This is a genomic window from Desulfovibrio mangrovi (genome assembly GCF_026230175.1).
In the GTDB taxonomy this organism is placed as follows: domain Bacteria; phylum Desulfobacterota; class Desulfovibrionia; order Desulfovibrionales; family Desulfovibrionaceae; genus Halodesulfovibrio; species Halodesulfovibrio mangrovi.
Genome location: NZ_CP104208.1, coordinates 2,109,393 through 2,121,938, shown reverse-complemented (window position 1 = coordinate 2,121,938; position 12,546 = coordinate 2,109,393). Strand labels below are relative to the sequence as shown.

Annotated in this window: 10 protein-coding genes; 2 read left to right on the top strand and 8 right to left on the bottom strand. The window is 57.6% G+C overall.

The features are described from left to right. Positions 1-59 precede the first annotated feature (59 nt). Both N1030_RS09785 and N1030_RS09780 read left to right on the top strand, forming a co-directional pair. Complete coding sequence (locus tag N1030_RS09785; protein WP_265825296.1) at positions 60-1,115, top strand: lipid A deacylase LpxR family protein; 1,056 nt, start codon at positions 60-62, stop codon at positions 1,113-1,115. Between the two features lie 76 nt (positions 1,116-1,191). After that, positions 1,192-2,175, top strand: a complete 984-nt coding sequence (locus tag N1030_RS09780; RefSeq protein ID WP_265825295.1) for an ABC transporter substrate-binding protein — start codon at positions 1,192-1,194, stop codon at positions 2,173-2,175. Positions 2,176-2,435: 260 nt separating this feature from the next. Here N1030_RS09780 and N1030_RS09775 read toward each other — a convergent pair whose 3' ends face one another. The 8 genes from N1030_RS09775 to N1030_RS09740 form a co-directional block, all read right to left on the bottom strand. Next, a complete protein-coding gene (locus tag N1030_RS09775) occupies positions 2,436-4,688 on the bottom strand; it encodes a methyl-accepting chemotaxis protein (RefSeq protein ID WP_265825294.1) in 2,253 nt (750 codons plus the stop codon). 182 nt (positions 4,689-4,870) lie between these two features. Further along, positions 4,871-5,041 (bottom strand): helix-turn-helix domain-containing protein, encoded by a 171-nt coding sequence (locus tag N1030_RS09770; RefSeq protein WP_265825293.1) that lies wholly within the window; start codon positions 5,039-5,041, stop codon positions 4,871-4,873. 63 nt (positions 5,042-5,104) lie between these two features. Then, entirely contained in the window at positions 5,105-7,465 is a 2,361-nt protein-coding gene (locus N1030_RS09765) for a PAS domain S-box protein (RefSeq protein WP_265825292.1), read from the bottom strand. Positions 7,466-7,588: 123 nt separating this feature from the next. After that, positions 7,589-8,104: a TadE/TadG family type IV pilus assembly protein gene (locus N1030_RS09760; RefSeq protein ID WP_265825291.1), complete on the bottom strand. Its 516-nt coding sequence runs from the start codon at positions 8,102-8,104 to the stop codon at positions 7,589-7,591. A 14-nt stretch (positions 8,105-8,118) separates the two neighbouring features. Continuing rightward, positions 8,119-9,390, bottom strand: coding sequence for a vWA domain-containing protein (locus tag N1030_RS09755; protein WP_265825290.1), 1,272 nt, complete (start codon positions 9,388-9,390; stop codon positions 8,119-8,121). A 15-nt stretch (positions 9,391-9,405) separates the two neighbouring features. After that, positions 9,406-9,795 (bottom strand): TadE/TadG family type IV pilus assembly protein, encoded by a 390-nt coding sequence (locus tag N1030_RS09750; RefSeq protein ID WP_265825289.1) that lies wholly within the window; start codon positions 9,793-9,795, stop codon positions 9,406-9,408. Positions 9,796-9,811: 16 nt separating this feature from the next. After that, a complete protein-coding gene (locus tag N1030_RS09745; protein WP_265825288.1) occupies positions 9,812-11,551 on the bottom strand; it encodes a tetratricopeptide repeat protein in 1,740 nt (579 codons plus the stop codon). A 36-nt stretch (positions 11,552-11,587) separates the two neighbouring features. Further along, positions 11,588-12,541: a type II secretion system F family protein gene (locus tag N1030_RS09740; protein ID WP_265825287.1), complete on the bottom strand. Its 954-nt coding sequence runs from the start codon at positions 12,539-12,541 to the stop codon at positions 11,588-11,590. Positions 12,542-12,546: the final 5 nt, after the last annotated feature.

Below are 12,546 nucleotides of genomic sequence, written 5' to 3'. Positions count from 1 at the left end.
GTGGGCGGTGTTCCACAGGTCTGTCGGGCCTGCATATTATCACCACAAAGGATTTGTCTGTGAAAGTGACTGTTCGCAAGTTGTGTTGCGCTGCTGTGCTGCTTCTTGCCGTCTGCGCAATTCCCGTTTCCGGTCGTGCCGACGGGCATGCCCCCAATTCGGCGCGCAATGCCCGCACTCTTATCCTGTATTTCGAGAATGATCTCTTTGGCGGCACAGACCAGTATTATACGAACGCCGTGCGCGTTACAGCCATCTCGCCCGATCTGGTAAACTGGGCGGAGTCCCGTGACCTGCCCGATATGCTGGACAATGCGATCATGTCCCTGCCCTTTGCCGGGGATGATGATGCCCTCTACAACGTGAGCCTGAGTCTGGGGCAGTCCATTTATACACCTTCTGATACGCAGGCCCGAGGGCTGCAAGAGGATGACAGACCCTATGCGGGGTTCCTCTACGGAGCCGTGGGACTGCATGCCAAGAAAGGGCGCAGGCTGGATACGCTGGAATTCACGCTGGGCGTTGTGGGGCCTTATGCCCTTGGCGAAACGGCACAGAACGAAGTGCACAGCCTGCGGCATCTCAAAACGGCCAAGGGATGGGACAACCAGTTGCACAATGAACCCGGGCTCATGGTTGCGTGGGAGCGGACCTTTCGCATGAACAAGGAGCTGGGGACCGGTTGGGACTGGGATGCCCTGCCGCACTTCGGTGCCACGGCGGGCAACGTGATGACCTATGCCAATGCAGGGGGAGAACTGCGATTCGGCTGGAACCTGCCCTCTGATTTCGGCACTTCGCTCATCAGGGCGGGAGGAGGAGTTGGCGCGCCCACCAGTGATGATGATCCCCGCGTGAACGGCGATTTCGGGTTTTATTTTTTTCTGGGGACGGATGTGCGGGGGGTGGCACGGAATATCTTTCTTGACGGGAATACCTTTGTGCAAAGCCATCATGTGGAGAAAAAGAATCTCGTGGCCGACATTAACGGCGGCATCGCATTCATTATCGGCGGATGGCGCATTGCCTACACGCATGTCGTGAGAACGGAAGAATTTGTTGAACAGGACAAGGAGCAGCACTTTGGTTCCTTACAGCTGTCCTATTCATTTTAGCAGATTCTAACGCCGGAATACTTGATTTGCTACTCCGTAGGGGTATCATGGTACTATCCCTCGTCAGGAGAAAGGTATGCGTCGTATCTGGTGCTTATGCTACATTGCGGTCTTGCTGGTTTTTGCGCAACAGGCGTGGGCCGGTAAGGTGCTCGTGATAGAGAGCTATCATAATGAATTCAGCTGGGATCAGAGCTACTTGCGTGGTCTATACGGAGTGCTTTCTCCCGAGCATGAGATACGTACGTTTGAAATGGATACCAAACGTATCCCCGAAGAGTTCTTTGCGGACAAGGCAGAAGAGGCATTTGCCTTGTTTCAGGAGTACCGGCCTGATCTTGTTGTGCTTGCGGATGACAACGCCAACCGTTTTCTGGCGCCGAAGCTTCTGGGCACCGGCGTTCCCATCGTTTTTCTCGGGGTGAACAACAATCCCCGTGAATACGGGTTGTACGGTTATCCCCATGTGGCCGGCATAATTGAGCGCCCCCTGTTGTTCGCTTCCGTTAATATTGCCCGTAAGATTAGCCCGTTCGCCATAAAGAGGGTTCTGTTCCTCTTTGATTCCAGCGAGACGTCCAACCTCGTTGTCGCCAATGCGTTCCATGACGGCACTTCCAAGCATATATGCGATGTCAGGGCGGACGTGCGGCAGGTTTCCACCGTCGCGGAATGGATGGAAATCGTGCGTTCCGCCAAGAAAAATGGGTATGATCTGCTTTTTGTGGGTCTTCTGCAACGGCTCAAGGACGCGAGGGGACTGTGCACCAAGGGAGAAAGTGTTCTTGAGTGGACGGTGAAAAACGCCCCTGTTCCTTGTATGGGACTCTGGGATTTCAGTATAGGGAAGGGCAAGTTGCCTGCCGGATTGGTACATTTAGGCGAGTATCAGGGCAGGGCTGCCGGAGAAATTGCCAAGAAGCTTCTTGCCGGAGAGCGGAATATTGGTGTTCCCCTGGCCGTGGAGGAAGGTGTGTTCATGTTCAGCCGGTCTGAAGCTGAGAAAGCCGGTTTGATTATCCCGCCCGCTCTGCAGGCCGATGCCGTTGTGGTTGAATAACTTGCTTCGCTCGGTGCGCTGGCCCATACTCTAACCAGTCCCTTCAGTAACGATATCCTCTGTAAACAACAGGCCGCCAAGCAAGCGGCCTTTTTCATGCCCATGGGTACACGGGGCAACAGGGGCAGGCGGGAGAGTTGGGAAGTGAGGCTTGCCGAGCCGAATCTGTAGTAACAAGGAAGGCCGCACGGTACTCCGTGCGGCCTTTTATTGTTCGTGCTTTTTTCTGCTGCTTTTTGCCCTGCAGGGGGGGCATCGCTTTACAACTTGTTTTCCATCTTGATCTTGTCGATCAGTTCCTTCAACCGGGCGGACTGCGAGGCCAGTTCCTGCTGGGCCAGTGTGCTCTGTGCAATGCCTTCCGCTATCTGGGCGGAGAGAGAGTTCACCTCTTCAAGGGTCTGCGTGATCTCTTCGCTGGCTGCGGATTGCTCTTCCGCGGCCGTGGCTATGCCGCGGATCTGGTCTGCGGAGGTCTCGGACAGACGGACAATCTCGGCAAGCGCCTCGCCGGAGGCAACCACGAGGCCTGTCGCCTGGTCGATGGCTTCTGCCGCAGTATCCACGCTCTCGTTGTTCTGGGCGGCTGCCTGCTGGATGGCATGAATGGCATCGCCTACTTCCTTGGTGGCTTGCATGGTCTTTTCGGCCAGCTTGCGTACCTCGTCAGCCACGACGGCGAATCCGCGTCCGGCTTCGCCCGCGCGGGCGGCCTCAATGGCTGCGTTCAGGGCGAGAAGGTTGGTCTGGTCGGCAATGTCCGTGATCACGGTCATGATCTGACCGATGGACTCGGCCCGCTGTGCCAGATGGCCCATGTTTTCCTTCAGTTCTCCGGCCAGTTGCTGCACGTGCTCGATTGCCTTTACGGACTTCTGGACCGTGTCTTCGCCGTGTTCGGCATGGTTGCGGGTGGAATCGGCGTTTTCCGCGGCGCTGCCGGAACTGCCCGCGACTTCAAGAATGGTCGCATTCATTTCTTCCATGGCGGTAGCGGTTTCGCTGATGCGGCCGCGTTGGTTATCGGAACTCTGGTTGATCTCTATGGCCTGCGCGGAAAGCTCTTCGGAGGCCGCAGAGATGGAGCTGACAATTTCATCCAGAATGTTCGCGGCAGACAACATGCCTTCCTGCTTCGCGGTTTCTGCCTTTTTGCGGGCTTCTTCCGCTTCTGCAGTCGCCAGCTTGGCGCGTTCGGCTTCTTCAGCGGCTTCGCGGCTCTTTTGCTCTGCTTCACCCATCTTGGCCTTCAGGCTTTGCACCATGGCGTGGATGGCTTCCTTGAGTTTGAGGATTTCCCCCTTGAATTTGCCGTCGATGCTTGCATCTAGCCTGCCGGAGGCAACGTCGTCAGCATACTGCACAAGCTTGTTCATGGGAGTACGCAGAGTGCTGCGGATGAAGAGCACCAGAGCGGCAACCACGCCGAGCACGATAATGCTGCCAAAGAGCAGGGTGCGGTTCATGACGCCGAAGATGGAGTCGGAGAACGCCTCCTGTTCCTGCAGAATCTGGGCATCCACTTCATCCATGTATACGCCCATGCCGATGACCCAGCCCCAGGGTTCGAAAAGTTTCACGAAAGAGAGCTTGGGAAAGGCGCCCTGCTTGCCGGGCTTGGCCCAGTAGTAGGATACCGTGCCCTCACCGTCCCGCGTGGCAACGTCCGTCATCTCAACGAACAGGGATTTGCCCTTGGTGTCCTTGATGCCGGCAACGGAAGTCCCGTCAAGCTTGGGGTTGATGGGGTGCATCACCATCATGTTCTCGGTGTTGTGGATCCAGAAGTAGTTGCCGTTGGAGACGCGGATCTTGCTGATCTGATCAAGGGCCTGTTTCTGGAGGACGGTGGAGATGTCTTCTATCCACGCACCGGTTCCGATGATCCAGCCGAGTTCAGGGATGAGCCGGACATAGGAAACCTTGGGCTTGGCTTCGGTTTCGCCGGGCTTTGCCCACATGTAGTCCACCATGCCTTCACCGTTGGCCTTGCAGACCTTGACCATTTCCATGAACAGGCGCTTGCCCTTGGGATCTTTGTTTTCGGAAAGGTCCTTGCCGTCCAGCTGGCTGGCGATGGGATGCATGATCATGGTCGGATGCATGTCATTGATCCATACGTAGTTTCCATCGCTGAAACGCATGGTGCGCACGAGTTCCTTTATCCCCGCTTCTACATCTTCACGGGGGAGGTAGTCATTGGCCTTTATGAAGGCCTTGATCTGACTTTCAAGGCCGTCGATGACAATGCGGAGTTCTTTGGCCTTGAGTTCCTTGAGGGCTTCTACGTCCTGAGAACGGGCGTGGTATTCTTCAACGACGCTGTGAGCCATCTGTACCATGTCCCGTAGGGAATATTGTTCTTCGTTGTACACGTTGGTACGTGTCTTTTCTGCCTGATTATTGGAGAACTTCATCAGGTCGTATGACACATAGGAGTAAAAGAACCCCCCTTGGACCAGCAGGCCAAGAACTACGAAGAGCAGTAATTGAATGATGACTGAACGTTTCATGGGCACCCCCTCAGGATGGTGTGTGTAATCCTCTTTTTAAGGTAACACTTTCGATCGATTTGGAAATAGCTTTAGAGTGCTATAACACAAAAAAAATCGGGGTGATACAATGATAAAAGCCCGCTGCGAACAACGGGCTTTTGTAAGGTGAAATGTCTTGTGTAATAAGTTGTGTGTTTTCGCTATGTTGCTGCGTAATAGCAACGCTTCGGGGAGTGGATTTTTCCAGCTTCCTTGAGTTCTTTGAGAGGCTTGCTCAGTTCTTTACTGTCTACACCAAGGGTCGCTGCAATCTCACCGGGGCGGAGGGGCTGGTCTGTATCTTTAAGAACCTTGAGAATTTTATCCTGCATGGTTTGGTCTCCTTTTCTTATTGGGTATCAATACTAATAAGAAGGCCCAAAGTCAAGCCGGAATCAGGACTGTTCGGCAACTCCGGCAATGGAGGCAAGGGCTTTAGCCAGATCCTCGCGCAGCACGGGTTTGAGCAGATATTGACGGATGCCAAGGGATTTTGCCTCTTCAGGCGAGAGCTGCTCGCTGTACCCGGTACAGAGAATGACAGGCATGTCCGGACGGTGCTTGAGAACGATTCTTGCCAGCTCGCCGCCTGTCAGCCCGGGCATGGTCTGGTCTGTGATGAGCAGGCTGAAGTCGTCTGGGGTGGTAAGAAAGTGTTGCAGGGCGTTGCCGCTGTCAGAGAAGACATCCGGCTCGTATCCCAGACGCTGCACCATTTCTCCCACCACTTCGGCAAGGGGGGCCTCGTCGTCCACGATGAGGGCTCGCCCTCGTCCGGTAAGGGTGTGCACTGGGGCCTTGCTTTCTCTGATAGGGACAGCATCCGCTACGGGGATCAGGATATCAAAGCGGGTGCCTTCTTCCAGAATACTTCGCACACTGATGCCGCCGTTATGAGCGTTGACGATGCCGTGCACGAGTGCAAGGCCCATTCCCGTCCCTTCATTCGGCTTTTTGGTGGTGAAGAAGGGGTCGAAGATGTTTTCCATGATTTCCGGGGAAATGCCATAGCCCGTATCAGTGACGGAAAGCTGCATGTATTCGCCTGCAGGAAGGTTGGGAAATCCTTCTGCGGTGGGCGCTTCCAGATGCCTGCGTACAAGCTGCACCTCCATGACGCCTCCCTTGTCGCGCATGGCATGGGCGGCGTTGGTACACAAGTTCATCAGCACCTGCTGCATCTGGCTCAGGTTGGCATAGATGGTGCCGCCCGAGTCCTCTATCTCTGTGTGGATGCGGATGTTGGAAGGCAACGAGGCGCGCATGAGCTTCACTGTCTCCTTCACCACGCCGGATAACTGCAGGGGTTGCAGGTCAAGCTCTTCCTGTCTGCTGAAAGTGAGAATCTGGTGCACAAGGTCGCGGGCACGGCGGCCGGCCGTAAGCACCTCGCCAAGGCGTCGGTGCAGGCGGGTGTCGCGCTCCACCTCGTCGAGACTCATTTCCGTGTACCCCATCATTACGCCGAGGATGTTGTTGAAGTCGTGGGCAATGCCGCCTGCAAGGGTGCCTATGGCTTCCATTTTGTGGCTCTGGCGCAGCTGGCCTTCCAGTTGCTTGCGGCGCGAGATCTCATGGGCGACCATGACTGTGCCCGCGGCATTGCTATGCTCGTCTCCGTTGAGGAAGAAGGGCGAGAAGGTGACAAGGAAGGTGCCGTTGAGGGCGGGGATAAAGAGTTCTTCAGACTGGCGGGTATCACCGTCCTCCTCGTCTGAAGTGTTGAAGGAGCATACTTCCGGGAGGTTCAGAACCTCGTGGCAGGGTCTTCCGATGATATCGCGCGGATGCACGCCAAGGCGTTCGGCAAGGGCACGGTTGGCGCGTCGCAGACGCAGGTCGTGATCAAGAATCGCAATGATGTCCGGTACATTGTCGAACGTCTTTTCCCACTCCTGTTTTGCACGGATGATCAGCAATTCCATTGACTTGCGGTCCGTGATGTCTTCCACGGTACCTTCGATGGCGGCAATCTCGCCCGATTCCCCGAGTACGGGGCGGGCGTTCACGGAAACCCAGAAGGTGGAGCCGTCCTTGCGGAAGGCCTGCGTTTCGAAGCCGGAGACGAGGCGGCTGGTCTGTATCTGCGCCAGCATGCGCTCCCGGTCTTCCGGCAGGATGTCCAGACGGGTCTTGTTGCGCGCGTATTCGCGCATCATGTCGGTGGCATCTCCGTAGCCGAAGATGCGGGCAAAGGAAGGGTTGGCGCTGATGATTTCGCCCCAGGGGCGGCATTGGAATATGCCGAGCACCGAGTTGTCTATCATTCCGCGGTATTTGCGTTCTTCTCCTCGCAGCTTGTCCCACAGACGGGCCAGTTCTTTGCGGCGCACCCCCTCGCGGAGGATGCGGGAAAAGGCGGCCGCCGTGCGCCAGTCCTCGGGCGCAAGCACATCGTCCACGCCTGCGGCAATGGCTTCGCGGGCAAGCTCGGGGGCCGCGTCGGGCACCATGAGGACCACAGACATGGTGTTACGTGTGGCGCGGGCCAAGGCGAGCACGTCCTCCCACGGCAGGCCGGGGCAATCCGCGGCTGTGACCACTACGTCCCACGGCTCTTCCGCAAGAGCCATGCTGAGTTCCACAGGGGTGTCCACCAGTGTGTACGCGGGATCATATCCCGCGCCGGAGAGCAGGCCGGAGAGTGTGCGGGCAAGTTCTTCCGAATCGGAAACCACAAGCAGGCTGAAGCGGGTAGCCATGGCGTAGTCCTTGGGGGCGTAGTACTGTTCCCGCTTCTCCGTAGTCGTACGCATTATGGTCCGCATGACGGAGGAGCGAGCGGTCTGCATGCCCGATTGACGTGGGAGGAGATCGCAAAGTTCACATGCCTGACTCATAGTAGCAACTCATGCCTTCGGGGACAACCGGTTACAGAATTATTCGCATACCCGCCACGGTTCGTTGACCATCCTGTCTGTCCCGTGCACCGTGATCGATGGGCCGAAAATGGGCCCGACGATGGGGGTGAGCGAGGCGTAGACATACTCCACGTTAACTTCCACGATGTCACAGGGGCCACCGGCCCCCGTGGTGATGTTGCCGGGAGCCGACTGCGGGAAGCTCTTCACTTCTACCGAAATGGTTCCCTTGCCGGAAAAGGCGTCCAGCGTGGTCATTATTTTGTTTTTGATAAGTTCTACGCGGGTGCCGTCGTCTGCTCCCGCTCCGGTCACTGCGACGCGGGCTCCGGCCTGCGCCGCCTTGTCCATGGAGGCGGATGCGAAGAACAGATAGCCCGTTTCAATGAGGCCGAAGACAAGGAGCAGCAGAACGGGTAGAGCCAGTGCGAATTCCGTGGTGCTTATTCCCCTGTCGCCGCGCAGCAGGCGGCGGGCATGCCGCAACGGGTTGAGGCTGTATCCGGTATCAGTATCGGCGTGTATGCTTTTCATGACGCTACCTCCAATCAGTTGAGAAGCCGCCAGCCGAGCTGGCGTCCGATGCGCATGAACACATCGTCAAGGTCGTATGCCGACGGTGCGTCGAAGTAATGGTCCGTGGTGCCGGGCGATGAAGAGGCGATGGCCTTCATGATGTCCACGTCAACGGTGTCCGAAACCCCGAAGCGGATGGTGAAGATTTCGACGCCAGCCGCCTTGGCCGCAGCCGCTTCCTCAAGGGCATACTGGTTGAGCTTGCCGCCGTTTTCACAGTGGGAATTCATGTCCAGCATGCCGTAGAAGGCGTTGGTCCAGTAGTTGTTGGGAGTGTAGCTGGTGGCATAGCTACCGCCGCACTTGCCGTCTTCCGTATCACCGTCCGTGAGCAGGATGAGGATCTTGCGCATTTCCGGATCGTCGGAAGCTTCGGTATACGGGGCTTCCTTGGTCAGCACGTGGCGTCCCCACTTGAGCCCTTCAGAGATGACCGTACCGGAACCGCTGCCCAGTGCATTCTGTTTGGCAATGGCGGAAAGGATGACGGTCTTGTCGTTGGTGAGTCCCTGCGTACGGGGAATGACATCGCAGGTGTCCATGCTGACGCGCAGTCTGGAGTCGCTGGGGTAACGATACTGGGTCTTGTAGTATTCCGCGTTCAGGTCGGGGCTGAGGGTGCCGTCCGCATTGCGGCATCCATCTTCGATGCCGTCCACATTCACGGGAACGTGCACCTTGCCGCGGAAGGGAACAAGGCCTGCCTTCACGGAGGTCTTCAGGCCGTCAGGCATGATCAGGTCGACCAGCTTGCTGGCTGCGGCGTTGGTTTCGTTGATGGGCGTGCCCTTCATGGAACCGGAGTTGTCGATGACGAACACCACTTCAAGCTTGTTGAACCCGGCCGTTGCCGTTGCCTTGATGAGGCGGTCCTTGATGCCGAGTACGGGCATAAGCAGCAGGGGAACAGTCGCCTGCGTGTTGACCTGTACCGAACGGGAAAGAGGGCCGGGGGCAATGGAGACCACCTCCGATTCGGCGTAGTTGCGGTTAAGGTAGTCAGTGGCTGCAGCGGAAACCTTGCCCAGCGTCATGTTCGGGTCGTAGGGCAGTTCAAGGCTTCCGGCCAGAGCGGCAGCATCTGTTGCCGCCTGGAGTCGGGAATGGGACGTGAACAGCAGGGCGGAGTCAAGCGCCAGTGCGGAAACACCGAGTATGACCGGTATGAGTACCGCAAGAATGGCCGCCGTTCCCCCGTGCTCGTCGCAATAGAATCGCTGCAGTATGGTGTGCAGTCCTTTCATGGTCGAAATCCTCGCTTAGGGGATGGGCATCGTTGTCCGTGCCGTAAGGGTGTAGAAGGAGGGAAGCGGGCCGTTTTCGTTGCTGTTTGCGTTGAAGAACGAGCGGTAAGCGTAGCGGACTTCGACGCAGACGGACTTGCCGTTGTCGCCCAGCACCGTCGTGGTGGTGAGTGCGTCAATGGGCAGTTCCGTGACCAGCGAGTTCACGACGGATGTGGCAACAGAAGTATCTCCGGATATGACCACCTGCCGTGCGGCAGAGCGGCTTGCCTCCGAGATGGTTGAATAGTCGTGCAGGGTGTTGGCCCCTTCCACCAGTACATAGAGGATTATGGCCAGCACAGGCAGGAGCAGGGCTATTTCCACAGCGGCCATACCGTGTTCAGAGGTGCGGAATCGTTTCATCAGGGGCATCTCTCCTTTAAGGCTGAAGCATAAGAGCTGCGGGAACGCGCAGGGACTCTACGCCTCCTTGGGAGTCAGGCGTGTGGTCCGCGGCTTGCATCTGGTCGGTGGCAGGACCGGCAGGGGCGGAGGCCCCGTCTGCAGTGGCGTCGGATTCGGTATCGGACTTCATGTCATTCTGAATGGCGTGCGCCTGTCCTGAAATGGCAGCTTCGGGCAGCGCATTTGCCGTATCATTGGTTGAGGGAGCGGTTTCTTCAGCAGTGTTGGCTGAAGCCTGTGCGGTATCGGTGAAGAAACCGGCATTCACCACGCGGATGTCGGTAAGTTCGGGGTGGGTTGCCTGCAGGGCAAGCAGTCCGGCCTTTGCTTCATCCACAGAGGTAAAGGAATTCACGAGCACACGGTGCCACTCTCCCTTGTCAGGGATGAGTACGCTGACTACGCGGGCATCCATGTTGCGTTGGTGCAGTTCTGCAGCGTGCGATTCGGCTGCTGCGCGTGAACGGAAGGAGCTTACGTGCAGCGCATATGATTTGCTGGCGCGGGGCTGTGCAGGTTCCGGCGTTTTGGGTCCGGTTGCCACGGCCTTGGCCGGTTGCGCGGCAGAAGTGCTGGGCTTGGACGGTTCAGCCTTAGTCAGGGTGTGTTTCTTGGCGGCAGGTGCTGATGCAGGCTCATTTGTGGGTATGACCTGCGGAGGCTTCATTGGATAGGTGTTGGAGGGAACTGCAGGCGGACGCGGTGCGAACAGGTCGTCCTGCGTGTAGGGGCGTGCCGGAGAGCCCTCGGAACCTTCCGTGAACTGGGCGGCAAGCCGGGCGCGCTTCAGATTTTCAGCGGCGCGTTCATAGTAGGTGGGTTCCAGTTCAATGGCCTTTTCAAAGCTCTTGATGGCGCGTTCGTACTGTCCGTCGAGGAAGAAGAAGTAGCCGAGGTTGTTCCAACCTGCAGCTTCGCCGCTGGCGGCACGGAAGGCTTCCAGCCCTTCGCGGTACTTGCCGAGACGGCACAGGGCAAGACCCATGTTGTTATATGCCTTGGATGAAGGGGCACCCTGCATGACAGCCTTGCGGAATGCTTCAACGGCATCCTTGTCCCGACCAAGCATGGAGTAGGCGAGGCCGAGGTTGTTGTACAGGTAGGCTGCGTTGGGATTGAGCATGATCGCCTTCTGGAAGGTGCCCAGCGCCTTTTCGTATTCCTTGTTGTAATTATGGATGGCGCCAAGGTGGTCGTAGGCATCCAGCAGTTCGGGGTCAATCTCCAGCGCCTTGTTGAAGAATTTTTCAGCTTCGGGATAGAGACCGTTCAGGAAGTATACACGGCCCGTTGATGCATAACCGGGAGCGAAGTCCGGGCTGAGCTCCATGACTGCCTTGAACTCTTCAAGGGCCGGAGCGGGCAGTTGCTTTTCCAGAAAAAGGAGGCCGCGCTGGTAGCGTGCCTGCATCAGGTACGGATCAAGCATGGCCGCACGGGAGTACTGCTCAAGCGCCAGTTCCTGTCTGCCCTGATTGGCGTAGGCAAGGCCGCGCATGAAGCTTTCACGCGCATCGGCCTGATCCTTGGTCAGGTTCTGTTCCTTTCCGTCGGCGGTCAGGTCGCGTTCGTTACCGAGAAGGGACTTGCCGCTGTGATAGCGTTCCTTGAGCGACATGGAAGAGCCCTGGTCCTGTTTGGACCCCATGCAGCCCGTAAGCGCCATGACGATTATGGTGGCGGCTGCGACGGATATGGTGGTTATGCGCTTCATGGTTGTTCCTCCTGATAATCGTTCTGCTGCGGATGCCTAAAGTTGTTGGAATACGCGCATGAGTTGGATGCCCGCAGGACCCATGATGGCCACGAACAGGGCAGGCAGAATGAAGAATATGAGCGGAAAAAGCATCTTTACCGGCAGCTTGGCGGCAATTTCTTCGGCCCGCTGGTAGCGCGTGGTCCGCATGTGGTCCGAGTAGACGCGCAGGGTGGTGGCGATGCTGGTGCCGAAGGTATCCGCCTGTACGATAAGGGTTACAAGGCTGTTCATGTCTTCGATGCCCACGCGGCGGGCGAGGTTCTTGAGGGCGTCCGTGCGGGTCTTGCCTGCGCGCAGCTCAAGGATGACTGTGTTAAGCTCGCCTGCCAGTTCGGGGTTGGTGAAGCTCATTTCGCGGGCGATGCGGCTCAGTGCCTGATCAAGTCCCATGCCGGATTCCACGCACACTACCAGCAGGTCCAGTGCGTCGGGCAGGGCGTTGGTGATGGCGGTGCGACGGCCCGAGGTGCGCAAATGCAGCCAGATGTTGGGAACGTACATACCCACCACCATGGGGAAGATGAACATCAGGGCCATGATCGCCGGGGGCGCGGGTATGCGCAGGACGAAGAAGACGAAGGATGCAGCGATAAGGCCTATGAGTACGAGGCCGCCCTTCACGCCCCAGAAAATGCGGTTGGCGCGTGCCGGGTTGCTGAGACCCGCACGGACCATGGAAAGATTGGCTTCTTCCAGCTCTTCCTTCTTGCTGGGGGAAAGGTGTTCGCCTATGCGGTCCGCTCCGGCCGCGGCCTTGGCGACCACGTTGCCGAAGACGCCGCGGGAAGCAGCCGTGGCTTCCTGCGGGGTGTTGGTGATTCGCTGCTGCATCTTGCGCACGCGGCCTCTGCCCGCGGTCATACGCATGATGGCGGAGATAAACAGCATGACGGCTGCGGAGGCGAGTCCGGCGGCGATAAGGGGTGCGTATGTTTCAATATTCATATGCG